Below are 22,344 nucleotides of genomic sequence, written 5' to 3' on the forward strand. Positions count from 1 at the left end.
CGGGTGGGGTTCGGTGCTGAGCGTGGCGCGCCGGACCGGAAACGACTTTGGTACGTCCGTCTGCGGTGGTCGTCCGCCTACTGCGCGCCGACGAGGTAGCGGGAGACGAAAGCGTCGACGGGGATCGTCACCACGCGCCCGTCAAGGGTGTGGCCGATCGCGACGTCCCGACTGATGCGCCAGACGTAGCGGTATCCGTCGGCGAGGAACCGGGCGTTGACCTCCGGGCTGGCGTCCATACGAATGCCGAGGCGCCAGCGGCGGCGAAGAGCCCAGTCGTCGAAAGCGCGGCGGCGACCAGCGGGGAGGAGAAGACGCAGGGTGCGAGTGAGCATGACGGTGCCTTTCAGGAAGCTGACGGCCCGTATCGGGCTGTCATTGGCAGCGCGTGCTCATGGGTCGAACTCTAGCGGCGGGCGCCACTCTTCTCAGAGATTGAGCTCTCCGACGATCGTGGTGACGGTGGCGCCACCGATCCAGATCGTGCCGCCCGCCTCGGCGGTGTCGGTGTCGACGTGGACCCGACCTGCGCGTCCCAGAGCGGTGCCCTGGGCAGCGACGTAGGACGGGGGCAGGGTGCCGTTGCCGGTGAGCCACTGAGCGAGTCCGGCGTTGAGGGAGCCGGTGACCGGGTCCTCGGGGATGCCGGCGTCGGGGGCGAAGCCGCGCACCTCCGCCTGGACTTCGCCGCCGTCGGCGTAGATCGCGACCACGCCGATGTCGAGGCCGTCGAAGCCCCCGAAGTTGGGGCTCAGCGCGAGCACGGCCTCCGCGTCCCGCAGGAGTACGGCGACCCAGCCCGCCCCGTTGTCGACCCACTGGCTGTCCACGACGTCGTCGCGGTGGATGCGGAGGGCGCGCACGACCCGGCCGAGGTCATCGTCGGTGACCGGTCCGGAGCGGATCAGCGGCGGCGCAGCGAACGCGAGCCGCTCGGTGCGCCGCAGCCGCACCAGACCGACCCCGCACTCCTGCACGACCTCGGTTCCTCGGGGCGTGCCACCGTGCTCGAGCCAGGCGTGCGCCGAGCCGAGGGTCGGGTGGCCGGCGAAGGGCAGCTCGCCGCCGGGGGTGAAGATCCGGAGCCGGTAGTCGGCCTCGTCCGTGGTCGGCCGCAGCAGGAAGGTCGTCTCGGACAGGTTGGTCCACCGGGCGAAGGCGGCCATCTGCTCGTCGGTCAGGCCGTCGGCGTCGTGGACCACCGCGACCGGGTTGCCGAGCAGCGGTGTGGTGCTGAAGACGTCGACCTGGCGGAAGGGCAGGGGCACGCCGCGACTCTATAGAGCGGTCAGCCCCCGAGCGGCCCGATGAACGGCAGCACCACCATGCACGGCACCGGCTGCGGGTGCGCCGGGTCGAGCGTGTTGAGCACGAGCTGCGCGCCGACCGGGTCGGACGCGATCTCGAAGTGCTCGGAGAAGTCGGTCTTGCAGTAGTCCTGGACGACCAGGTTGCGCATGCCCGGCTCGCTGCCGCTGGTGTAGGGCCGCACGAGCTCGTCGTACTTGGTCATGATGTTGGTGTACTCGATGTTGCCGACCAGGAGCCCGCCTTCGCGCAGCCGCGCGAGGAACTGCGACTCGTTGCCCATCTGGACGCACGCGGCGCACACGGGGAAGTCGTCCTCCGCGATGCCGAAGCCCTTGGCGATCATCGAGAGCGGCATCGTCCCCTTGGTGCCGTGCCACAGCGGGGCGAGCGAGATGTACTTCTTGATCTTCGACGCGCCGCCGAGGAACTTCGCGTAGTACTCCGGCATGAACGTGCCCTGCGAGTGGCCGATGATGTCGACCTTGCGCGCGCCGGTGGCGGCGAGCACCTGGTCGACGAACACCTTCAGCTCCTGGGCGCTGTCCTTGATGTTGCCGAGGCCGCCGAACTGGTTGATCGGCGGCGGGGTGCCGGCGATGACGCCGTAGTTGAGCGAGTAGACGCAGTAGCCGTTGTTCTTCAGCAGCGGCGAGTAGGCCTGCCAGTTGGTGTTCTTGTTGCCGAGCGTGCCGTGGACGAGGACGACCGGCCGCGGGTGCGCGGCGGTGGGCCGGCAGGTCCAGTCGTTGCCGCCCGGCGGGTCGGCGTCGAGCTTGGCGCCCGCGGCGATCGCGCCGAGGAGGAAGTTGTAGTTGACCGGCAGGTCCCCAGCGCCGTCCTCAGCGTGGCCGGCCGGGGCGGCGCCCAGGGTCGCGGTGAGTCCGACGAGTGCGGCGCCGGCGGCGATCAGTGAACGTACGGCGTGGCTTCGACGCATGGTGGTTTCCTCCCGGGTGCTCCGGGACGATAACGCGTTCTAGGTGGGTGGGGTCACGGTGTCCGGTCAGCGTGAGCGGTAGGCCGGCGCTCGGGCGTCGCGCTCCTCGGCCGACCGCTCGAGGAGGGGCAGCACCCGGGGAGCGACCACCGTGCCGAGCACGACGACGCTCGTCGTACGCACCACGGAGGGGGACCGGTTGAGCGCGATCAGGGTGTCCTGGAGGTCGGCGTGGGAGGTCGCGGCGACCTTGCAGAGGACGTCGGCCGTGCCGGTGGTGACGTAGGCCTCGAGGATCGTCGGCATCGCCGCGAGCTCGGGGGCGAGCTGGTCGAGCGCGCCCTGGGCGATCTCGAGGGTGACGAAGGCGGAGACGTGCTGGCCCGCGGCCTCCAGGTCGATGTCGGGTCCGTAGCCGGTGATGACGCCGGTCGACTCGAGCCGCTGGATGCGCGCCTGGACCGTCGCGCGGGCGACCTTCGTGATGCGCGACAGCTCGAGCGCACCGGCGCGAGGATGGGCGCGCAATGCGGTGAGCAGGGCGAGGTCGAGGCGGTCGAGGTGCATGGTAGGCAATCAGCCTAGTTCAACGGCGCTCAACTGTGCAGTAGTGGCCTCGATGACCAGCAGGGACTGGCTCGGTTGAACAGGAGTTCCGCTTCGCGGTTCGCTACGCGTATGACCCTGGACCAGCTCACCGACGCCGAGCGGCTCGCTCACCTCAGCCTCGAGCAGCTCCACCAGCTCGTCGGCCTCGTCGACTACGACGCGAGCCACGACCCGTTCCCCGTCACCGGCTGGGACGCAGTGGTGTGGGCGGTTGGCAACGCGACCCAGTCCGCGCACTTCTTCATGTCCGCCTTCGGCATGCAGCTGGTCGCCTACTCGGGCCCGGAGACGGGCAACCGCGACCGGAAGTCGTATGTGCTCGAGAGCGGCGCGGTCCGCTTCGTCGTCGAGGGTGGCGTCCACCCCGACAGCCCGGTCATCCAGCACCACGCGCGCCACGGCGACGGCATCGTCGACATCGCGCTGGAGGTCCCCGACGTCGACCGGTGCATCGCGCACGCGGCCTCGCAGGCGGCGACCGTGCTCGAGGAGCCGCGCGACGTGACCGACGAGCACGGCACGATCCGCCGTGCCGCGATCGCGACGTACGGCGACACCCGCCACACCCTGATCGACCGCAGCCGCTACCACGGGCCCTACCTGCCCGGTTACGTCGCGCGTACCTCCACGCTCACGCGGCCGGAGGGTGCACCGAAGCGCCTCTTCCAGGCGCTCGACCACGTCGTGGGCAACGTCGAGCTCGGCCGGATGGACGACTGGGTCGACTTCTACCGACGTGTCATGGGTTTCGCCAACATGGCCGAGTTCATCGGCGACGACATCGCCACCGACTACTCGGCCCTGATGAGCAAGGTCGTCGCGAGCGGCAACCACCGTGTGAAGTTCCCGCTCAACGAGCCGGCGATCGCCAAGAAGCGCAGCCAGATCGACGAGTACCTCGACTTCTACAAGGGCCCCGGCGCGCAACACCTCGCGCTCGCCACCAACGACATCCTCACCGCCGTCGACCACCTGCGGGCCGCGGGCGTCGAGTTCCTCAACACCCCGGACAGCTATTACGAGGACCCCGAGCTGCGGGCGCGGATCGGCAACGTGCGCGCCCCGATCGAGGAGCTCCAGAAGCGCGGCATCCTCGTCGACCGCGACGAGGACGGCTACCTCCTGCAGATCTTCACCCAGCCCATCGGCGACCGGCCCACGGTCTTCTTCGAGCTCATCGAGCGGCACGGCTCGCTCGGCTTCGGGAAGGGCAACTTCAAGGCCCTCTTCGAGGCGATCGAACGCGAGCAGGAGCGTCGCGGCAACCTCTGACCGGACGAGGAGGAGAGTGGGCACATGGCGCACTACCAGCGGGTGGGCGACGTACCTCCCAAGCGGCACACGCAGCACCGTGACCCCGACGGCAACCTCTACTACGAGGAGCTGATGGGGGAGGAGGGCTTCTCCTCCGACTCCTCGCTGCTCTACCACCGGCACGTCCCGTCGGCGATGGTCGATGCGCGGGAGTGGGAGCTCCCCGATCAGGCCACGGTGCCCAACGCACCGCTGATGCCGCGGCACCTGTCCCTGCACGACCTGTTCCCGGGTGAGGACTGGAAGGGCGTCGACGCGGTGACCGGCCGCCGCCTGGTGCTCGGCAATGGCGACGTCCGCATCAGCTACGCGGTGGTCGGCTCGACCTCGCCGCTCTACCGCAACGGGATCGGCGACGAGGTCGTTTTTGTCGAGAGCGGCCAGGCGACGGTCGAGACCGTTTTCGGCCACCTCGCCGTCGGCACCGGCGACTACGTCGTGATCCCGCGGGCGACCACGCACCGGTGGGTCGTCGGTGAGAGCACCCCGGTCCGTCTGTATGTCATCGAGGCCAACAGCCACATCGCGCCGCCGAAGCGCTACCTGTCGCGCTACGGGCAGTTCCTCGAGCACGCGCCCTACTGCGAGCGCGATCTGCGGCTGCCGACCTTCGCCGAGCCGGTCGAAGGGACCGACGTCGAGGTGTTCATCAAGCATCGCGGTGCGGGCGCCGGTGGGCTCGCGGGGTCGGTGCACGTCGTGCCGGACCACCCGTTCGACGTCGTCGGCTGGGACGGCTGCCTCTACCCCTACGCCTTCAACGTCGACGACTTCGAGCCGATCACGGGCCGGCTGCACCAGCCGCCGCCCGTCCACCAGGTCTTCGAGGGGCACAACTTCGTGATCTGCAACTTCGTGCCGCGCAAGGTCGACTACCACCCGCTCGCGGTGCCGGTGCCCTACTACCACTCCAACGTCGACAGCGACGAGGTCATGTTCTACGTCGCCGGCGACTACGAGGCGCGCAAGGGCTCGGGCATCGGCATCGGGTCGGTCACCCTGCATCCTGGCGGCCACGCGCACGGCCCGCAGCCGAGCGCGATCGAGGCGAGCCTCGGCGCCGAGCGGTTCGACGAGCTCGCGGTCATGGTCGACACGTTCCGCCCGCTCGAGCTCGGCGAGGCCGGCCGCGCGACCGACGACGGCGCCTACGCGTGGTCATGGGCCGGAGGGCGTCGGTGACCCACCGCTACGGGTCGTTCGAGCAGGACGGCGTCGCCCGCCTCGGCGTCCGGTACGACGACCAGGTGCTCGACCTTGCCGCCGCACTCGAGCCCGGGCTGGCCGCAGAGGTCGCAGGGCCGAATCTCGACCGGCTCCTGGCCGGCGGGCCGCCGCTCTGGGACCGGGTCTTCGCGGCCGTCGCGGTCCTCGAGCCGCTGCCCGAGCACCTCTACCCGCTCGCCGACGTCCGGTTGCTGCTGCCCTTCACCGTCGCCGACTACGTCGACTTCTACTCCTCCGAGCACCACGCCCGAAACATCGGCCGGATGCTGCGCCCGGACCAGCCCGAGCTCCCGCCCAACTGGAAGCACCTGCCCGTCGGCTACCACGGTCGCGCCGGGACGGTCGTCGTCTCCGGGACCGACGTGGTGCGGCCGCGCGGCCAGCGCCGGACGCCCGAGGGCGAGGTCGTCTTCGGTCCGACGAGCCGCCTCGACGTCGAGGCGGAGGTCGGGTTCGTCGTCGGCGTGCCCTCTGCTCTCGGCACCTCGGTCCCGATGGCCGGCTTCCGCGAGCACGTCTTCGGGGTCTGCCTGGTCAACGACTGGTCGGCGCGCGACATCCAGGCGTGGGAGTACCAGCCGCTCGGCCCGTTCCTCGCCAAGTCCTTCGCCACCTCGGTCTCGGCCTGGGTGACGCCGCTCGCGGCTCTCGACGCAGCCTGGGTCGCGCCGCCGCCGCGCGACGAGCAGCCGCTGCCCTACCTCGACGACGCGAGCCTGGCCCCGGCGGGGCTCGATCTCCGGATCGAGATCAGCCTCAACGGAAACCGGGTCGCCAGGCCGCCGTACTCCTCGATGTATTGGACGGCCGCGCAGCAGCTGGCCCACCTCACCGTCAACGGTGCGTCCTTGCGCTCCGGTGACCTCTACGCCTCCGGCACGGTGAGTGGACCGGAGCGCGACGAGCGGGGCTCGTTGATGGAGCTCTCGTGGAACGGTGCCGAACCGATCGACCTCGCGGACGGATCGAGCCGCACCTTCCTCGAGGACGGTGACGAGGTGGTGATCACCGCGACGGCTCCGGCGGTGGGCGGCGGGCTCCTGGAGCTGGGCGAGGTGCGAGGAAAGGTTTCCCCAACCCTCTGACAGGTGTCCGGGCCGGGCAGACACTCGACGGAACATCCGTCCTGCTCCCGAGGGGTCTTGTCATGACAGCTGTACCGCGTCGCCAGTCGCTCCCGCTTCTGGTCCTCATCCTCACCATCGTCGCCTCTGCGTGGTGGATCGCCCGACCCGCCTCGGAGGCCGCGCCGCTCCCCACCCAGTCCGCACCGCCCCAGCCGACGGTCAGCGGGGCCGGGAACATCTCGTTCTCGCTGTCGCCGAGCCTCACGGTGCCGATCACCTCGTTCCAGTTCGGTGGCGGGCGAGCCGTCTCCAGCATGGGAGAGATCAGCAACCTCTCCCTCTCGGAGGCGACCGTGACCATCGAGTCCTCGCTCACCGATCCTCGGCTCCTCGAGGCCTTGGGCAGCGGCGACAGCATCTCGACGGTCACCGTGACCAGCCCGGACGCGAGCAACGGACGGCGTAAGTGGGTGATGACCGATGTGATCATCAGCAGCGCTTCGTGGGCGCGCGGTCTCAAGGACGGCTCGATGTCCGTGTCGCTCAACTTCGGGACCATCACGTTGACCACCTACGGCAGGGCCGGCAACGTCATCAGCTCCTACTGCGCGATCAACCGGAACAACTCTGACTGCAACGTGACCTGAGCGGTCCTCTGCCGACCGGGGGACGAGAATCGCCCGTACTGGTGGGTGATCCGCGTCCCCCGGTGGCTAGAGTGGCGCGTCCGACGAGAGCGCTCCGTTCCCGTCGCGAGAGGTGGCCATGGACAACGAGACCGGGGGACACGTGACCGAGGCAGCCCAGCAGGACGACGTCGACGCACTGCTCGACATCGTCTTGATCAGTGCCGACGAGCTCAGCGGATTCGCCGCGATCGACGACGAGGCCGCGACCGCGCCGGTCGCCCTGGGCGGCACGGCGGAGGACCGCGAGCGCGAGCAGGAGATCTCCTACGAGCAGTTCGGGTTCGAATACATCCGCCGCGTCCTCCACAAGGACCGCATCCTCGGTCTCATCAACGAGCTCCTCGGGCCGACCATCCAGCTCGGCCCGATCGGCGCCGGCCCCGGCCGCAAGGCGGCGACGGTCAGTGCGCTCGGCACCTTCCGCCCCTGCAAGGGCGAGGAGATCCCGGGCCCGCTGCTGTCCTACCGCGTCTACCTGCCGATCAGCGTGGTCTTCGACATCGACATGCGCGTCGACAAGCACCGCTTCACCGCTGACGTCGTGGTCCCGATCGTCCTGACCGTGCACACGGTCGCGCCGTTGCGGATCCGCATCGACATCACCGTCCCCAACGACGACGAGGTCGCGCTGACGCTGCAGAGCGACACCCGCCGCGGCGCCGTGCTCCAGAAGCTCGCGCGCCTCGAGCCGGAGCTGCGCCGCTTCCTGGTGAAGGTCGTGCGCACCGAGCTCTCCAAGCCCTACGTGCGGCGCGCCACCGACTTCGACATGGCCGACCTGATCGACGAGGCCTGGCCCGGAATCGCCGCCGTGATCCTCCCGCGCGGCCCCGAGGACCGCCTCGCCTGATCGTTCTCGGTTAATGCGTTAGGCCAGCCCGGACGCCCTCTCCTACCTTCCTGATCGACAACAGAAGACGAGGTCAGGTGGGCCGGGGACGGTCGGTTACCTTGAAATGGCGGTGTTGCGGGTTCGACTCCCGCTCTGTTCGCCCAGGTGAGCAGGTAGCTCAATGGGAGAGCACGACTCCGGCAGTCATCAACACGCCCACCTGACCCGTGCGGTGGCGGGCCGGAGCTGACCGGTTATCTCTCACCTTCGTGCCACGAGGGCCCCCGAGAAGGGCCCGGCCGGCGCCTGCCGGTTGGCTCCGGTCGGCATGCCATGCCCGCCACCGCTCGTCTTCGCGATCCCTGATGACGAGAGGACCACCAACGATGGACGTGCTGCGCGCTTTCAACCTGCGCCGCACCGCACAGACGGACCGGGCGGATGCCCGCCAGCGGCGCAACGCTGCCGGCGGCTACGCCTTCACCCTCGACGACGCGGCGCGGCTGCGCCGCTTCCTCGTGCTCGGCGTGGACGGCGGCACCTACTACACGGCGCCCCAGGCCCTCGCGAAGGACAACGTCGCGGTCGTGGCCCGGATGGCCGAGACCGACCCCGAGGGCCTGGTCCGGACCATCGTCGAGGCGTCGACGGGCGGTGTCGCTCCGAACCAGCGGCCGGCGCTGTTCGCGCTGGCCTACGCGGCGGCGCTTCCCCAGTCCTCGCAGCTCGCCCTCGCGGCCCTGCCGCAGGTGGCGCGCACGGGCACGCACCTGTTCTGGTTCGCCGAGTACGTCGAGCAGTTCCGCGGCTGGGGTCGCGGCCTGCGGCGCGCGGTGGCCGACTGGTACGTCGCGAAGGATGCGGATGCGGTGGCCTACCAGGCCGTGAAGTACCGCCAGCGGGACGGTTGGTCGCACCGCGACCTGCTCCGCCTCGCCCACCCGGTGGCCGACGCGCCCGAGCTGGCCGACACGTTCGCGTGGATCGTCCAGGGTGCCCTCGGCGACCATGTGCCGGCGTACGTCGAGGGCTACGTCAAGGCGCAGGACGCGTCGGACGCGGGGACCTGGGCGGCGCTGGTGCGGGACTACCGGCTGACCTGGGAGATGCTCCCCGACGCCGCGCTCACCGAGCGTGCCGTGTGGGACGCACTGCTCGATGTCGGGCTGCCGCAGACGGCGCTGATGCGCCAGCTGCCGCGGCTGACCCGCCTGGGCATGCTGCCGGACGTGGGCGGCCGCACCGACGAGGTGGTCGGCCGGCTGACCGACGCGACGCGGCTGCGCAAGGCGCGGGTGCACCCGGTCAACGTGCTGGTGGCTCAGCGCACCTACGCCCGCGGCCAGTCGGCCCGGGGTGACGGTGTGTGGACGCCGTCGCGCAAGGTCACCGACGCGCTGGACGCGGCGTTCTACGCCGCCTTCGGTGCGGTCGAGCCGTCGGGCACGCGGACGCTGCTCGCGCTCGACGTCTCGGGCTCGATGACGGCGCCGATCTCGGGCCTGCCGCTCTCGGCGCGGGAGGCCTCGGCGGCGCTGGCGCTGGTGCAGCTCGCGACGGAGCCGTCGGCGACGGCGGTCGGCTTCGCCTCGACCGGTGGCAGCTGGTCGCGATCGGCGGTGCTGACCCCGCTGCGGATCTCGCCGCGGCAGCGGCTCGACGACGCGCTGCGCGTCGTGGACCAGATGCCGTTCGGTGGCACCGACTGCGCGCTGCCGATGGTGCACGCGATCGAGCGCGAGCTCGAGGTCGACACGTTCGTGGTCTACACGGACAACGAGACGTGGGCAGGGCGCGTCCACCCGCACCAGGCGCTGGTGGACTACCGCCGGCATTCGGGCATCGACGCCAAGCTGGTCGTGGTCGGCATGACCGCGACGCGCTTCAGCATCGCCGACCCGACCGATGCGGGGATGCTCGACGTGGTCGGCTTCGATGCGGCGGTGCCGACGCTGATCACGGAGTTCGCCCGGGGACTGTGAACCCCCGACGGGCTACCGTCGGAGCCATGGTCACGAGCATCACGGCAGAGCAGTTCGCCGCTGCCGAGGGCGTCCAGGACTGGACGATCCTCGGCAGCGGTGAAGTCGGAGCCACCTTCAAGACGGGGTCGTTCGCGCGCGGCGTCGACCTCATCGCGCGGATCGGCGCGCTCGCCGACGCCGCCAACCACCACCCGGATGTCGACCTGCGCTACCCGAGCGTCGCCGTACGCCTCTCGACGCACGAGATCGGGGGTCTCAGCGAGCGCGACGTGGCGCTGGCGCGGGAGATCTCGGCCGCTGCTGCGGAGCTGGGGATCGAGACCGGCTGATTCGCGGCCGGTCAGCCGGCGGTGTGGCCCTGGTCGACAGTGAGGATGCTGCCGTTGACCGCGGAGGCGTCGTCGGACGCGACGAAGGCGACGACCTGGGCGACCTTCTCCGCTGACATCAACCCGCGGAGCGAGGCGACCCGCATGATCAGGTCCCAGTCGGCGCCGTCGGGGACCTCGATCGTCGAGGCCTGGGGCGTGTCCATGCCGCCGGGGCAGACGCAGTTGACCCGCACGTTGGTGCGGACGTATTCGACCGCCAGCGCCTTGGTCATGCCGACCACGCCGTGCTTGGCCGCGGTGTAGGCCGCCGAGTAGGACTCGCCCATCACGCCCGCTACCGACGCCACGTTGACGATGTTGCCGCCGGTCTCCAGCAGGTGTGGGAGCGCGGCCCGGCTGAGGAAGAAGACGCTGTCGAGGTTGACGGCGATGTCGTTGCGCCACTGGGCGCGGGTGACGTCGGTGGTGATCCGGAAGTCGTGGCGGCCCGCGTTGTTGACGAGTACGTCGAGCCGGCCGTAGGTCTCGACGCAGGCGGCGACGGCCGCCACGCAGGCGTCGGGGTCGGCCAGGTCGGCGACGTGGGTCGTCGTGCTTCCCGCTCGGGCGGCGACCTCATCGAGCCGTCCGGCATCCCGCCCGACGGCGAACACCTGGGCGCCCTGCGCCGCGAAGAGCTCGGCGCAGGCCGCGCCCAGCCCGGACGATGCGCCGGTGACCAGCACGACCTTGTCTGCGAAACGATCCACGATCGTGAACGATAACGTGTTCTAGTTCGTTCTCAGTGGGCGTTCAGGGAACCGTGCCACTGTCGGACGACATGACGGATGTTCCCGACGAAGTTCAGCCTCCCCTTCGACCCCGCCGGCGCCGTACGGTCCTGGTCACCTCGCGCTGGGCGGCTTCCGCCGCCGTGATCGCCGCGATGACGAGTGGTCTGGGCGGCGCCCTCGACGTCAACGAGGACGACCACGGTCCGTCGGAGACGTCCACGTCGGCCGACGCCGGTGGCGTCACGGACCAGGGATCGGACTCGGCTCAGGACTGACGCCGTTGGCCGCCGGCGAGATCCGCCGCTCCAGCGCCACGGCCATGAGCCCGACCGCCACGCAGCCCGCGACCATCACCGCGACGTAGGTCGCACCGAGGTCGTGCTCGAGGAGGAAGCCAGCGACCACGGGGCCGAGGATCGCGCCGCCCTGGAACGCCGCCGAGCTGAGCGCGTTGTAGCGGCCACGGATGTGGTCGGACGCGAGGTCGTTGGCGATCGCCGGGATCGTCGGCTGCATCAGCGTCTCGCCGAAGGCGAAGACCGCCATGAACGTGAGCATCCCGGCCGCCGCGATCGCTGACCCCGGGACCAGTCCGGCACCGCCGAGGGCCAGCCACGCCAGGACCCAGACGCCGGCCATCACCATGATGGCGCGCGTGCGCCGGCGGCCGGTGAGCCGCGTGAGCACGGTGAACTGCATCAGCACGATCCACACGGTGTTGACCGCGAAGGAGATGCCGATGATCTGGGTGGACAGCTCCGCGACCTGGCGCCCGTAGCCGGGGAGCCCGGCCTCGAACTGTCCGTAGCCGACGAACACCGCGACGAAGGTCAGGCCGGTCAGCCACAGGACGGCCGGCTGGCGGAGGATCGCGCGATAGCTCGCCTCGCTGGCGAGGTCGGCGTCGACCGGTGCCTCGGCGCGGCCGTGGACGTGGCGCAGCGGTCCGAGTAGGAGCGCGGCGGGGATCAGGGCGGTCAGCGCATCGACGAGGAAGATCGTGGTGAAGGTGCCCGCGTCGGAGACGTCGACGTAGAGCCCGCCGACGACACCGCCGACCCCGATGCCGACGTTGACGAGAGCGAAGTTGACGCCGAAGTACTGCTGGCGGATGTCACCTTCGACGACGGCGGCGATCAACGCGTTGAACGCCGGCCACGAGACGCCGAAGTTGATCCCGATGAGGATCAGGCCGACCGCGGCAGCAGCGGGCGTCTCCGCGAACGCGAGGAGCGCGTTGCCCGCGAACGCAGTCACGCAGCCGGCCAGCAGGATGACTCTCGCTCCGAGCCGGTCGGTCAGTGACCCACCCGGACCGGTGACGATCAACCCGGCCACGGCGATCAGGCTCATCAGGGTGCCGGACAGACCGAGGTCGAAGCCCCGCACCTCGTGCAGGTAGATGACCGTGAACGGCAGGGTCAGGCCGCGGCCCAGGGTCTGGATCGCGACCGTCGACAACAACCACCGACCCTCGGTCGGCAGTGCGGCCCAGAACGCGCGGATGGACTACTCCGCCGCGGCGTCGACGTCGAGCGCGCGCACCGCGCCGATGAGCTCCTCGAGCGCGGGCGCGGGGAGTGCCCCGGCCTGCCGGAAGACGAGCTGGCCCTTCTTGAAGGCCATCAGCGTCGGGATCGAGGTGACCTGCGCGGCCGAGGACAGCGCCTGCTCCTCCTCGGTGTTGATCGAGGCGAAGACCAGGTCGGCGTGCGTCTCGGAGGCCTGCTCGTAGATCGGGGCGAAGTTGCGGCACGGGCCGCACCACGATGCCCAGAAGTCCACGAGGACGATGTCGTTGTCGAGCACGGTCTGCTCGAAGGTCTCAGCGGTGAGGTCGATCGTGGACATAGTGGGCAAACGGTCGCATGCCGAGCGCTATTCCGAAAAGGTGCCGCCCCTAAAGGGGGCGCTCCTGCGCAACGGGCACGACCGCTGCGGCGACCAGCCCGAAGACGGCCGCAGCGCCGAACGCGGCGCCGTAGCCCCAGACGGTGATGACGATGCCGGCGACCGGAGGGACGGCCGAGGCGACGAGGTATTGGCCGGTGTTCTGGATCCCGAGCGCCCGTCCTGACCAGAACGCGCCCGCCCGCTCGGCCACGGCGGCGTAGGCGAGGCCGTTGTCGGCGACGGTGATGGTGGAGGCGACGGCGAGGAGGATGACGGCGATCCCCACCACCCACGAGCCGGATCCCGATGCCGCGATGCCCAGCGCCAACATGGTCCCTGCCGCGGCCCAGGCGATCCACTGCGTCGGCCGCGTGCGGCTGCCGACGAGGTCGGAGAGGTGGCCCGCGCCGATCCGGCCGAACGCGCCGAGCAGCTGCGTGCCCGCGACGACGATCCCGGCGAAGCCGGCGGCCCAGCCGAGCTCGTCGACCAGCCACGTCAGGCCGAAGGTCCACACGACGAACTGCGGCACGACCAGCAGCATCGAGGTGCCGTGGATCCGGGCCAGGTAGCGGTCGGCGCGGTAGGGGTTCGGGGCGCCCGCGCGTTCCGCGGCCGGGGGGCGGGGCGGGTCGATGACCAGAAGGGTGACGAGCACCAGCGCGATCGCGGCGACCGCCAACGGCACGACCAGGGCGGCCGAGATGCTCACGTGCTCAGCAAGGACAGCCATGGTCAGCGCCCCGAGGCCGACGCCCAGCGGCTGGGCGCACTGACGGATGCCCATCGCCAGACCGCGCCGCTCCGGTGGGAACCACCCGACCACGATTCGCCCCGAGGCTGCGTTGGTCGCCGACGAGAACGCACCAGCGACGAAGAGGGCAGCGGCGATCTGCGTGGTGCCGTCCACCAGGACGGCGACGGTGCCCGCAGCCACGACACCGCTGATGCCGGTGAGCAGCGCGAAGCGCTCGCCGCGGCGGTCGACGACCAGGCCCCACAGGACGAGCGTGCACATCAGCCCCGCCATCGGGGCCGCTGCGACGAGGCCTGCCTCGCCGAGCGACATGGCGCCGCGGTCGTGCAGGACCGGGATCAAGAAGGCCGGCCCGTGGACCATCGTCGCCGAGGACGCCTGCGCCGCCGTACTGACCGCGAGCATGGCCCAGCGTCGTCGCGTCGACACGACGCGGGGTGGCGCGGACGGCTGGTCGGCGCCCAGGAGCGGGGCGGTCACCGGTCAATCGTCGCTCAGCCGGATCGCGCCGCCGGCGTCAGTCCTCGTGGATGGGATTCTTCGGGAGCCGCTTCACCCGCGACCGGCGCTTCGGGCGGGCGGGGATCATCGAGCGCATCTCCTCGAGCTTGCCCCAGCAGAGCAGGCGGTCGCCGTCCTCGAGCACCTGGCTGCGCCGCGGGTTGGGGATGACCTGGACCCCGCGGTGCAGGGTGAGGACGGTGATGTCGCGCTCGCGCAGGCCGGACTCGCCCAGGGGCTTGCCGACCAGGTCGGGGTCGCCGTTGACGACGAGCTCGGCGACGCCGTAGCCGGTCGAGACGCTGAGCCGTTCGCGCACGTCGATGTGGGGGAAGGCGACCTGGTTGTCGATGTAGTCGATGATCGCGCCGGCGACGTCGAGCTTGGTGGCGGTCTCGATGCCCTCGAGGCCGGGGGAGGAGTTGACCTCCATGACCAGCGGCCCGCGTCGGCCCTCGAGCATGTCGACACCGGCCACCTTGAGGCCCATGATCTGGGCGGCGCGGACGGCCGTCTGCTCGTAGGCCTCGTCGAGCTCCACCCGCTCGACGCTGCCGCCGCGGTGCACGTTGGAGCGGAACTCGTCGCCCTGCGCAGTGCGCCGCATCGCCGCGACCACGCGGTCGCCGACCACGAGCGCGCGGATGTCGCGGCCCTTGCTCTCCTTGACGAAGCGCTGGATCAGGACGTTCTGACGGGTGCTCTGCAGCGTCTCGATGATCGCCTCGGCGACCTTGATGGTCGGCGCCAGGATGACGCCGATGCCCTGAGTGCCTTCGAGCAGCTTGATCACGACCGGGGCGCCGCCGACCCGCTCGATCGCCGGGATCACGTCGGCGCGGTCCTGGACGAACGTCGTCGCCGGCATCTCGATGCCGTGACGGGACAGGATCTGGGTCGCGCGCAGCTTGTCGCGGGAGTTGGTGATGCCGCTGGAGGTGTTGGGCGTGTAGACGTCCATCTGCTCGAACTGCCGCACGACGGCGGTGCCGTAGTAGGTGATCGAGTTGCCGATGCGCGGCAGCACCGCGTCGTAGTGCGAGAGCGTCCGTCCGCGGAACTGCAGGTCCGGTACGTCGCCCGACAGGTCGATCCCGAACCGCAGGGTGTTGAGCACCTTCACGTCATGGCCGCGGTCGAGCGCGGCGGTCCGCAGTCGCTGCGTGCTGTAGCTGCGGGGGGCGCGCGAAAGGATCGCCAGCTTCACGTCTGAACCCGATCAGTTCTCGTAGGGGAAGGGACTGCTCACCGGACTGCAACCACGCCCGGATGCCGGCCTGCTTGGATGGGGGGCGTGTCCGGCTCCCATCTAACCAGCGTCGCAGGGTGGCGCGAATGGGTGAGTCTGCCGGAGCTGGGCGTCGACTGGATCAAGGCCAAGCTCGACACAGGTGCCCGAAGCTCCGCACTCCATGCATTCGACCTCGAGGAGTTCGAGCGAGAAGGTGCGCCCTGGGTGCGCTTCTCGGTCCACCCCTGGCAGCGGACGGCCGCAGACGCCGTCACCGCCGAGCTCCCGGTGCACGACGTACGCCACGTGAAGAGCTCGTCGGGCCACGTCCAGGAGCGCTACGTCGTCCTCATGGACCTGCGCATCGCAGAGCGAGTGGTCAGGACCGAGGTGACCCTCACGCGCCGCGACGAGATGGGGTTCCGCCTGCTCGTCGGCAGGGAGGCACTGCGTCAGGGCTTCCTGGTCGACTCCGAGCGGTCCTACCTCGCCGGCCGCCCGAAGCGCGTCGTACGACGCCGCAACCGGGGACTCTAGGCCGATGGTGCGCGAGTCCTTCGCCATCGGCAACGTGCGCGTGCGGGCCGGGTCCGAGCGCGACGTCGAGCTGCCCATCACCCGGCTCGTCACGGGAGGCGACGCCAGCCTCCCGGTCCGCGTGGTGCATGGTCGCGAGGAGGGGCCGACGGTCTGGGTGAGCGGCGCGATCCATGGTGACGAGGTCATCGGCGTCGAGGTCATCCGTGAGCTGATCCTGACTTTGTCGGCCAAGGAGTTCCGGGGGACGCTCGTCGCCGTACCCGTCGTCAACGTGCTCGGCTTCATGACCGGCGACCGCTACCTGCCCGACCGCCGCGACCTCAACCGGATGTTCCCCGGCTCGCCGCGCGGCTCGCTGGCCAGCCGCATCGCGCACCTCTTCATGAAGGAGGTCGTGTCGAAGTGCGAGGTCGGCATCGACGTCCACACCGCCGCCGACAAGCGTGCCAACCTCCCCCAGATCCGTGCCGACCTCGACGACCCGCGCACCCGAGAGCTGGCGAAGGCCTTCGCCGCACCGGTCAACCTCCACGCCCGGTTGCGCGACGGGTCGCTGCGCCAGGCGGCGACCGACGTCGGCGCGAAGGTGCTCCTCTACGAGGCGGGCGAGGCGCTGCGCTTCGACGACGAGTCGATCAAGACCGGTGTCGTCGGCATCCGTCGGGTGCTCGAGCACCTCGGCATGATCGACAAGCACCCGACCGACCAGCCACCGGCGAGCCTGGAGTCGAGGAGCAGTGGCTGGGTGCGGGCACGGGGGACCGGCATCTTGCTGCTGGAGACCCAGCTGGGCGCGATGGTCACGGCAGGTGACCGGCTGGGCGGGCTCTCCGACACCTTCGGTCGCCGGGTCCGGCTGGTGCGCGCCGACCGCACCGGCATCGTGATCGGCCTGACCCGCGCCCCCATCGTCAACGCCGGTGACGCGCTCGTGCACATCGCGTCGGTGGAGGAGTGACCGTCGCCACACAGACGGCGGCCCCTCAGAGGTGGTAATTACTACACCACTGTCAATAAACGAGGGGAATGGCATGGGGCTCAACCCGGTCGGAGAGATCCTGAAGCGCGCCGACAAGACGCTGGCGAGCGCCAACGTGACGCTGGAGACCGTCGGCGGCACGCTGACCACGGTCGAGGGCACGCTCACCACGGTCGAGGGCACGCTGTCGAGCGTCGACCAACGGATGACCACGGTCGACGCGACCCTCGCGGCGACCAACGAGGTCCTCGGCCAGGTCCAGGGCCTGCTGACCGAGCTCGCCGAGGAGATCGCGCTCGTCAAGCAGCTGCCTGAGATGAAGGCGATGCTCGAGCAGATCCACGCCGCCGTCGTCGGCACGTGAGGGCCGCTACTCTCCGAGCATGTCTCCTGCGACGAAGCTGAAGGCGGCGTACGTCGCGCTCGCCGCTGTCGACACCGCGCTGTCGATGTCGGAGCGACCGGTCGCGCACAAGGCCCGGTTCGTGACGAAGCCGCTGCTGATGCCGACGCTCGCGGCCTCGCTCGCGACGACGCCCGGTGCGTCCTCGGCGCGGATCCCCGTGCTCGCGGCGCAGGCCGCCGGCTGGGTGGGCGACGTCGGTCTGCTGAGCGAGGAGAAGAAGCCGTTCGTCGTCGGTACGACGGGCTTCGCGGTCGGCCACGCGGCTTACCTCGCGGCGTTCGTGCCGCGGCGCAGGCGCGAGCCCGGCCTGGTCCGCGACCCGCGGGCCCGCGTCCTCGCTGCGATCTGGGCGACCAACGCGCCCCTGATGGCGTGGCAGGCCCGCCGCGCCGGGGTGGCCCCCGTGGTCGGTGGCTACTCGGCGGCACTGACCTCGATGGTGGTTGCCGCGACCCGCCTCGGGCCGGACCAGAAGCCGGCCGCGCGCCGACTGATCGCAGCGGGTGCCCTCACGTTCCTGGCGTCCGACTCGATCCTGGGGCTGCGCAAGTTCGTGCTCCGCGACCCCGACCCGCGACTCGAGGGTGCCGTCATGGCGACCTACACCGGTGCACAGTTCCTGATCAGCGAGGGTGCCGGTCGGCTGTGAGATCCCGACGTCTGGTCGCCGCGTCGGCGGCCCTGCTCGCGTTGGTGGCGGCCGCGCCGCCGCGGCCGGCCCTGGCCGACGACACCAGCGGCATGGACCCGCTGCAGGCGTTGCTCCTGCTGCCCGGCGTCATCCAGGGGCTCACGATCGACCGGGCCGACATGCTGCGCTGCCCGGAGCTCGCCGGTGGCACCGCCGGGATCCCGGAGCTCGGTCCTCGGCGCGAGCGCGGTCCTGACGAGGGCAACCCGCTCGACGCGGGGGACGCGACCGACGCGCCGCGATCGCTCCCGCGCCAGGTCCACCTCCGGTCGACGCGGGAGTCGTTCAACCGTCGCTATCAGTTCGCGGTCGCCCGCGGCACGGTCTGGTACCGCTCCAACACCGAGGTCACCGGCATCGCCGAGCCGTGGGCGGCACTCCCGATCCCCGACTGCTTCGACGGGCGCATCGCCGGTGTCGCGGTCGACGACGACGAGGTCCTCGCGATCGACGAGGACCGCTGGGTCTACACGATGGACGGCGCGCTCGGCACACCGAGCGACTTCAACTGGACCCTGCGCTGGGGTCCCCCGCTCTGGACGGGGCCGGGGCGCAAGCTGCCGGCGAGCGCGACCGACTGGGACTGGTCGGTGGTGTCGATCCGCGAGGACGGCGGCTACCTCGACACCGCGGGCAACGAGCAGGCGATCGGCCTCGGCAAGGTCTCCCACATGTGGATGCTGTCCCACGGTGGCCGCCGGATGACCTACCTCGACCCCTGGCTGCCCAGCGACGAGAGCTACGAGATGTGCGCCCCCGAGCGCGGCCGGTTCCGCGCCGTCGACCTCGCCTCGAGCGGCTCGCTCGTCGCGGTGATCAGCGAGCACGGCGACGTCTTCACCCGGTTCTACGACTTCGACATGGCCGGTGCCGACCCGCTCTTCTACAAGTACGCCTACGACGACCAGGCCGGCGTGAAGAACCCGAAGGTCCAGCTCCCGTCCTTCCCATGGGTCGAGCAGCCGAAGGTCCCCGGAGCCGTCACGGGCCGGATCTCGGTGCACAAGGTCGGCCCCGGCCTGGTCCACCGGATCCTGCGCATCGAGGGGAGGCACGCGGGCCGCACCGGTTATTGGCAGAAGGACGTCGCAGCCGCGGGCTGGCACTTCGTCGCGACCGGTGATCCGCTCGCCGGGCGGCCTCTCGACAACCCCGCGGCCGACACGTCACGCCGCGACCTCGCAGCGTCGGAGGACCGGCGCTACAGCGGGTCCGCGGGGGGAGCGGCGGTCGTCGTACGGGACTTCAACACGTACTGCTCGCCCGCACACGTGTGGGTGACACTGCCGACCGGCGAGCGGTTCACGCTGACCCTGCACACGACCGACACGATCCGCCAGGCGCGCCGGGCGCGCGGCCTCGACGACCACCGGCGGCGGATCGAGGGAGCGCTCGAGATCCCGGACGCCCTGCGGTCCGGCGATCCGGAGGTGAAGGCGTACGTCGACGCGCTCGGTGACGAGCGGTTCGTGAGTGCCGACATCGACGCGACGCTCGACGCGCTGAGGTTCGTCGACCAGGGCTGGCGGCTCGCACACCGGCCGTAGGCTGCGGTCGTGAACGCGAGCGACCCGCTGTACCTCGACAAGGCCGCACCGGAGATCTTCGCCGCGATGGCCGGCGTCTCGAAGCTGATCCACGCGGCTGCGGCCGAGGTCGGCATCAGCGAGCGGCTGATCGAGTTGGTCAACCTGCGGGTCTCGCAGATCAACGGCTGCGCCTACTGCCTCGACGTCCACCACGCGAAGGCGGTGCGGCTCGGCGAGGACCCGCGGCGGATCGCGGTGCTCCAGGAGTGGCAGGAGACCGAGCTCTTCGACGACGTCGAGAGCGCCGCGCTGGAGCTGGCCGAGTGCATCACGCTCATCCCCGAGCCGGCCGACCGGGTCGTGGTCGAGGACTGCGCCCGGGCCGGGCTGGGCGACGCGGGTTATGCCGTCATCGCCTGGGCGGCGATCAGCATGAACGCCTTCAACCGGATCTCGATCACCAGTCACCACCCGGTGCGCTGACGGTCGGTCGGCGGTCAGTCGGCGGTGGGTCCGATCGCTGCTGCGGTCGCTTCGAAGGCGTCGTAGGTCGGCTGCGCAGGCGACTCCCACGTCTTCTGGGCGATCAGGCGCAAGCCGGGCAGGCTGCCCGCGAGGAGCTCGTCGTCGGTCTGCGCGGGACCGTCGCTCCAGATCGACAACTGTGACCCGCGGTTGGCGGGCGACCCCGCCGGCAGCCGCTTCGGCGGCACCTGCACGGTCGAGTTGGCGTAGAGCGTTCCGTAGAAGTGGTGCACCTGCCACTTGCCGTAGGCCTCGCGGAAGCTCGGCGCGGGGAGCCCGGGTGCGCCGTAGTAGGTCGGCCACCAGCCGTTGTTCAGGGTCTGGTGCCCGGCCTTGACCAGGGTCGCGGGCGTCGGCGGCAACGGGTCGGAGAGCGGCGAGAAGTCCGTCCACCACTCGACGACGACGTCGGGGTCGAGCACGGCCTTGTGGGCCCGGCCGGCGCCGTCGTTCCACATCCGCGCCACCTTGCCGTGCGCCTGCACGAAGGCCGCCATCTCGTTCATGAAGTCGATCAGCGCGTCCTGTCCGACGACGCCGGTGCCGTAGCGCTCGGCGGCGTACCTCCTCAAGGACGGGTAGAGCGGGTATTCGGCGAGCATGAGGTACTCGTCACCGCCCAGGTGCCAGTCGGCATCGGGGAAGAGCGGCAGCAGTTCGGTGAGGAGCTCCTTCGCAAATGCGCGGGCATCGGGGTTGGTGATGTCGAGGCGTTCGGGAGACGGCGTGCCCTGGAAGTCGCGCAGCTGCAGCTCGGGGTGGTCCTCGAGGATCCCGAGCATGTGCCCGGGCATGTCGATCTCGGGGATCACCCGGACGTGGTGGCGGTGGGCGAAGGCGACCAGGTCGCGGACCTCGTCCTGGGTGAGGAACTGGTCGGCGACCGCCTCGGGGTGGAGCTCGCTCTCGATGCCGAGTCCGGCGTCGTCACTGATGTGGAGGTGGAGCAGGTTGAGCTTGAGGTAGCTCATCCGCTCGATCTGGGTGCGGTAGAAGGCGGGCGAGAAGTAGCGGCGGCCGGCGTCGATCAGCAGGCCGCGGTCGGGGTAGCGCGGCCAGTCCACGACGACGCCGCGCGGCAGGGCCGGCTGCTGGCGCAGCATCTGGATCACCGAGCGGGTGCCGTAGAAGGCTCCCGTGTCGTCGCGGGCCTTGACCGCGAGCACGTCGCCGACCTGGAGCCGGTAGCCCTCGGGGCGCAGGCCGAAGCCGGGGATCCGGTCGAGCAGGATGTCGCCGTCGCGCGGAGTCGTCCCGATCGCGACGGTCGGTGCGAGGTCGGTCGACGCGGCCAGGTCCTGGGCGAGCAGGTCGGCCGTGTCGCCGAGCAGCGCCGCGTCCTCGGCAGGTACGACGATCCGCACGTCGTCCGCAGGGGTGAACGTGCCGGTGGCCGGTCGCCACTGCTGGACCGCGGGGATGGTCGCCGGGAGCGTGACCGCGACGTCGGCAGCGGCAGGTGCGGGACCGGCGGGCACGAAGGTCCCGATCGCGGCCGCGCACGATGCGACCGCGGCGCCCAGCAGGGCCGCGCGCTTCACACCCGCTCCGGGATCCGCGCGGTCAGCATGCCGACCGTGCTCGCGATGAGGTCGTCGACCAGCTCGGGAGCGGGCGCGGGATCCGCATCCGGCCGGGTGCGTCGCTCGTGGTCGGCGAGGAAGGTCGTGGAGAGGGCGTGGATCGAGGCGATGCGACGGCGTCGTACGTCGGGTGCGAGGTGGTCGAGCAGACGGTAGAGCCGCACCACGATGATCTGCGCCGAGGGCCACCGCGCCGGGTCGAAGACCAGGTCGGCGAGCTCGGGGCGGTTGTAGACCTGGGCCATGAACCGCGCGTAGTGGGTCGCGCCCTGCTCGTAGGGCACCTCGCAGATGGGGCGCAACAAGATGTCGACGAGGGCGGCGATGTCGTCGCTGTTGCCCTCGACCTCGAGCTCGGCGAGTGACTGCAGACGTCGTGACTCCTGCGCCGCGGAGCGCAGCTCCAGCACCGCCATCACGAGGTTCTCCCGCGACCCGAAGTGATAGTGGACGGCGGAATTGTTGCGCTGCCCCGCGGCTGCGGCCACGTCCCGCAGGGGGACGTCGGCACCCCGCTCGGCCACCAGTCGTTCGGCGGCCAGGAGCAGTGCGACCTTGCTCGTCATGCGCGGATCCTACGGTCGGGCTCGCGGTCGATCAAGCGTTAGTGCTTGCGCAATTAAACGACGGTGC

General features: G+C 70.6%; 25 protein-coding genes. 14 read left to right on the top strand and 11 right to left on the bottom strand.

Going from position 1 to position 22,344, the window contains the following annotated elements; genetic code table 11:
• Nucleotides 1-77 precede the first annotated feature (77 nt).
• The 4 genes from F0U44_RS20885 to F0U44_RS20900 all read right to left on the bottom strand — a co-directional run bounded on the left by F0U44_RS20885 (nucleotide 78) and on the right by F0U44_RS20900 (nucleotide 2,815).
• Nucleotides 78-335: a hypothetical protein gene (locus F0U44_RS20885; protein WP_149730321.1), complete on the bottom strand. Its 258-nt coding sequence runs from the start codon at nucleotides 333-335 to the stop codon at nucleotides 78-80.
• Between the two features lie 93 nt (nucleotides 336-428).
• Nucleotides 429-1,268, bottom strand: a complete 840-nt coding sequence (locus F0U44_RS20890; protein WP_246160730.1) for a PhzF family phenazine biosynthesis protein — start codon at nucleotides 1,266-1,268, stop codon at nucleotides 429-431.
• A 20-nt stretch (nucleotides 1,269-1,288) separates the two neighbouring features.
• A complete protein-coding gene (locus F0U44_RS20895) occupies nucleotides 1,289-2,248 on the bottom strand; it encodes an esterase/lipase family protein (protein ID WP_149730322.1) in 960 nt (319 codons plus the stop codon).
• Between the two features lie 66 nt (nucleotides 2,249-2,314).
• Entirely contained in the window at nucleotides 2,315-2,815 is a 501-nt protein-coding gene (locus tag F0U44_RS20900) for an Lrp/AsnC family transcriptional regulator (protein WP_149730323.1), read from the bottom strand.
• A gap of 111 nt (nucleotides 2,816-2,926) precedes the next feature.
• On the opposite strand from F0U44_RS20900, the gene hppD reads away from it, so the two are divergent.
• The 7 genes from hppD (at nucleotide 2,927) to F0U44_RS20935 (ending at nucleotide 10,300) form a co-directional block, all read left to right on the top strand.
• Nucleotides 2,927-4,129: a 4-hydroxyphenylpyruvate dioxygenase gene (gene hppD / locus F0U44_RS20905; RefSeq protein ID WP_149730324.1), complete on the top strand. Its 1,203-nt coding sequence runs from the start codon at nucleotides 2,927-2,929 to the stop codon at nucleotides 4,127-4,129.
• A 24-nt stretch (nucleotides 4,130-4,153) separates the two neighbouring features.
• Nucleotides 4,154-5,353 carry a homogentisate 1,2-dioxygenase gene (locus tag F0U44_RS20910; protein WP_149730325.1) on the top strand — a complete coding sequence of 400 codons (1,200 nt, stop codon included), beginning with the start codon at nucleotides 4,154-4,156 and terminating at the stop codon, nucleotides 5,351-5,353.
• The gene (locus F0U44_RS20915) at nucleotides 5,332-6,483 is read left to right on the top strand and encodes a fumarylacetoacetate hydrolase family protein (protein ID WP_149730326.1); all 1,152 of its coding nucleotides are present in this window, start codon (nucleotides 5,332-5,334) and stop codon (nucleotides 6,481-6,483) included. Before F0U44_RS20910 ends, F0U44_RS20915 begins: the two co-directional genes overlap by 22 nt.
• A gap of 62 nt (nucleotides 6,484-6,545) precedes the next feature.
• Nucleotides 6,546-7,112, top strand: a complete 567-nt coding sequence (locus F0U44_RS20920) for a type VI secretion system tube protein Hcp (RefSeq protein ID WP_149730327.1) — start codon at nucleotides 6,546-6,548, stop codon at nucleotides 7,110-7,112.
• 118 nt (nucleotides 7,113-7,230) lie between these two features.
• A complete protein-coding gene (locus tag F0U44_RS20925) occupies nucleotides 7,231-8,004 on the top strand; it encodes a hypothetical protein (RefSeq protein ID WP_149730328.1) in 774 nt (257 codons plus the stop codon).
• Between the two features lie 368 nt (nucleotides 8,005-8,372).
• A complete protein-coding gene (locus tag F0U44_RS20930) occupies nucleotides 8,373-9,968 on the top strand; it encodes a TROVE domain-containing protein (protein WP_149730329.1) in 1,596 nt (531 codons plus the stop codon).
• Between the two features lie 26 nt (nucleotides 9,969-9,994).
• Entirely contained in the window at nucleotides 9,995-10,300 is a 306-nt protein-coding gene (locus F0U44_RS20935) for a 4a-hydroxytetrahydrobiopterin dehydratase (protein ID WP_149730330.1), read from the top strand.
• An 11-nt stretch (nucleotides 10,301-10,311) separates the two neighbouring features.
• Here F0U44_RS20935 and F0U44_RS20940 read toward each other — a convergent pair whose 3' ends face one another.
• Nucleotides 10,312-11,052 (bottom strand): SDR family NAD(P)-dependent oxidoreductase, encoded by a 741-nt coding sequence (locus F0U44_RS20940; protein WP_149730331.1) that lies wholly within the window; start codon nucleotides 11,050-11,052, stop codon nucleotides 10,312-10,314.
• 71 nt (nucleotides 11,053-11,123) lie between these two features.
• On the opposite strand from F0U44_RS20940, the gene F0U44_RS20945 reads away from it, so the two are divergent.
• Nucleotides 11,124-11,351 (top strand): hypothetical protein, encoded by a 228-nt coding sequence (locus F0U44_RS20945; RefSeq protein WP_149730332.1) that lies wholly within the window; start codon nucleotides 11,124-11,126, stop codon nucleotides 11,349-11,351.
• Here F0U44_RS20945 and F0U44_RS20950 read toward each other — a convergent pair.
• Genes F0U44_RS20950 through rimK form a run of 4 tightly spaced genes read right to left on the bottom strand, consistent with a single transcriptional unit; the run spans nucleotide 11,317 to nucleotide 15,434 of the window.
• Nucleotides 11,317-12,540, bottom strand: a complete 1,224-nt coding sequence (locus tag F0U44_RS20950) for an MFS transporter (RefSeq protein ID WP_223163780.1) — start codon at nucleotides 12,538-12,540, stop codon at nucleotides 11,317-11,319. The genes F0U44_RS20945 and F0U44_RS20950 overlap by 35 nt on opposite strands.
• A gap of 45 nt (nucleotides 12,541-12,585) precedes the next feature.
• On the bottom strand, nucleotides 12,586-12,927 hold the full coding sequence (gene trxA, locus F0U44_RS20955; RefSeq protein ID WP_149730334.1) for a thioredoxin: 342 nt from the start codon (nucleotides 12,925-12,927) through the stop codon (nucleotides 12,586-12,588).
• A gap of 49 nt (nucleotides 12,928-12,976) precedes the next feature.
• Nucleotides 12,977-14,206, bottom strand: a complete 1,230-nt coding sequence (locus F0U44_RS20960; protein ID WP_246160731.1) for an MFS transporter — start codon at nucleotides 14,204-14,206, stop codon at nucleotides 12,977-12,979.
• Between the two features lie 37 nt (nucleotides 14,207-14,243).
• Nucleotides 14,244-15,434, bottom strand: coding sequence for a 30S ribosomal protein S6--L-glutamate ligase (rimK, locus tag F0U44_RS20965; protein ID WP_149730335.1), 1,191 nt, complete (start codon nucleotides 15,432-15,434; stop codon nucleotides 14,244-14,246).
• Nucleotides 15,435-15,512: 78 nt separating this feature from the next.
• On the opposite strand from rimK, the gene F0U44_RS20970 reads away from it, so the two are divergent.
• The 6 genes from F0U44_RS20970 to F0U44_RS20995 all read left to right on the top strand — a co-directional run bounded on the left by F0U44_RS20970 (nucleotide 15,513) and on the right by F0U44_RS20995 (nucleotide 20,086).
• Nucleotides 15,513-15,995 carry an ATP-dependent zinc protease family protein gene (locus F0U44_RS20970; protein WP_149730336.1) on the top strand — a complete coding sequence of 161 codons (483 nt, stop codon included), beginning with the start codon at nucleotides 15,513-15,515 and terminating at the stop codon, nucleotides 15,993-15,995.
• Between the two features lie 4 nt (nucleotides 15,996-15,999).
• On the top strand, nucleotides 16,000-16,956 hold the full coding sequence (locus F0U44_RS20975; protein WP_149730337.1) for a succinylglutamate desuccinylase/aspartoacylase family protein: 957 nt from the start codon (nucleotides 16,000-16,002) through the stop codon (nucleotides 16,954-16,956).
• A gap of 73 nt (nucleotides 16,957-17,029) precedes the next feature.
• Nucleotides 17,030-17,341, top strand: a complete 312-nt coding sequence (locus tag F0U44_RS20980; protein ID WP_149730338.1) for a hypothetical protein — start codon at nucleotides 17,030-17,032, stop codon at nucleotides 17,339-17,341.
• A 19-nt stretch (nucleotides 17,342-17,360) separates the two neighbouring features.
• Entirely contained in the window at nucleotides 17,361-18,032 is a 672-nt protein-coding gene (locus tag F0U44_RS20985; RefSeq protein ID WP_149730339.1) for a lysoplasmalogenase, read from the top strand.
• A complete protein-coding gene (locus tag F0U44_RS20990) occupies nucleotides 18,029-19,621 on the top strand; it encodes a hypothetical protein (RefSeq protein WP_149730340.1) in 1,593 nt (530 codons plus the stop codon). The genes F0U44_RS20985 and F0U44_RS20990 overlap by 4 nt, the downstream gene beginning before the upstream one ends.
• 9 nt (nucleotides 19,622-19,630) lie before the next feature.
• Nucleotides 19,631-20,086 (top strand): carboxymuconolactone decarboxylase family protein, encoded by a 456-nt coding sequence (locus F0U44_RS20995; protein ID WP_188113600.1) that lies wholly within the window; start codon nucleotides 19,631-19,633, stop codon nucleotides 20,084-20,086.
• Between the two features lie 14 nt (nucleotides 20,087-20,100).
• Here F0U44_RS20995 and F0U44_RS21000 read toward each other — a convergent pair whose 3' ends face one another.
• Together F0U44_RS21000 and F0U44_RS21005 are read right to left on the bottom strand one after the other, a co-directional pair.
• Entirely contained in the window at nucleotides 20,101-21,669 is a 1,569-nt protein-coding gene (locus F0U44_RS21000; protein ID WP_149730341.1) for a beta-N-acetylhexosaminidase, read from the bottom strand.
• Nucleotides 21,666-22,277 (bottom strand): TetR family transcriptional regulator, encoded by a 612-nt coding sequence (locus F0U44_RS21005; RefSeq protein ID WP_149730342.1) that lies wholly within the window; start codon nucleotides 22,275-22,277, stop codon nucleotides 21,666-21,668. Before F0U44_RS21005 ends, F0U44_RS21000 begins: the two co-directional genes overlap by 4 nt.
• Nucleotides 22,278-22,344 lie beyond the last annotated feature (67 nt).

This window comes from Nocardioides humilatus, from assembly GCF_008373755.1.
GTDB classification, from domain to species: Bacteria; Actinomycetota; Actinomycetes; order Propionibacteriales; family Nocardioidaceae; genus Nocardioides; species Nocardioides humilatus.

What these genes read in the sequence shown, in the direction of transcription:
- F0U44_RS20930 (WP_149730329.1), top strand. Translation starts at nt 8,373, where the DNA reads ATGGACGTGCTGCGCGCTTTCAACCTGCGCCGCACCGCACAGACGGAC.
- F0U44_RS20975 (WP_149730337.1), top strand. Translation starts at nt 16,000, where the DNA reads ATGGTGCGCGAGTCCTTCGCCATCGGCAACGTGCGCGTGCGGGCCGGG.
- F0U44_RS20900 (WP_149730323.1), bottom strand. Translation starts at nt 2,815, where the DNA reads ATGCACCTCGACCGCCTCGACCTCGCCCTGCTCACCGCATTGCGCGCC.
- F0U44_RS20925 (WP_149730328.1), top strand. Translation starts at nt 7,231, where the DNA reads ATGGACAACGAGACCGGGGGACACGTGACCGAGGCAGCCCAGCAGGAC.
- F0U44_RS20945 (WP_149730332.1), top strand. Translation starts at nt 11,124, where the DNA reads ATGACGGATGTTCCCGACGAAGTTCAGCCTCCCCTTCGACCCCGCCGG.
- F0U44_RS20980 (WP_149730338.1), top strand. Translation starts at nt 17,030, where the DNA reads ATGGGGCTCAACCCGGTCGGAGAGATCCTGAAGCGCGCCGACAAGACG.
- hppD (WP_149730324.1), top strand. Translation starts at nt 2,927, where the DNA reads ATGACCCTGGACCAGCTCACCGACGCCGAGCGGCTCGCTCACCTCAGC.
- F0U44_RS20895 (WP_149730322.1), bottom strand. Translation starts at nt 2,248, where the DNA reads ATGCGTCGAAGCCACGCCGTACGTTCACTGATCGCCGCCGGCGCCGCA.
- F0U44_RS20915 (WP_149730326.1), top strand. Translation starts at nt 5,332, where the DNA reads ATGGGCCGGAGGGCGTCGGTGACCCACCGCTACGGGTCGTTCGAGCAG.
- trxA (WP_149730334.1), bottom strand. Translation starts at nt 12,927, where the DNA reads ATGTCCACGATCGACCTCACCGCTGAGACCTTCGAGCAGACCGTGCTC.
- F0U44_RS20970 (WP_149730336.1), top strand. Translation starts at nt 15,513, where the DNA reads ATGGGGGGCGTGTCCGGCTCCCATCTAACCAGCGTCGCAGGGTGGCGC.
- F0U44_RS20935 (WP_149730330.1), top strand. Translation starts at nt 9,995, where the DNA reads ATGGTCACGAGCATCACGGCAGAGCAGTTCGCCGCTGCCGAGGGCGTC.
- F0U44_RS20910 (WP_149730325.1), top strand. Translation starts at nt 4,154, where the DNA reads ATGGCGCACTACCAGCGGGTGGGCGACGTACCTCCCAAGCGGCACACG.
- F0U44_RS20920 (WP_149730327.1), top strand. Translation starts at nt 6,546, where the DNA reads ATGACAGCTGTACCGCGTCGCCAGTCGCTCCCGCTTCTGGTCCTCATC.
- F0U44_RS21005 (WP_149730342.1), bottom strand. Translation starts at nt 22,277, where the DNA reads ATGACGAGCAAGGTCGCACTGCTCCTGGCCGCCGAACGACTGGTGGCC.
- F0U44_RS20885 (WP_149730321.1), bottom strand. Translation starts at nt 335, where the DNA reads ATGCTCACTCGCACCCTGCGTCTTCTCCTCCCCGCTGGTCGCCGCCGC.
- F0U44_RS20985 (WP_149730339.1), top strand. Translation starts at nt 17,361, where the DNA reads ATGTCTCCTGCGACGAAGCTGAAGGCGGCGTACGTCGCGCTCGCCGCT.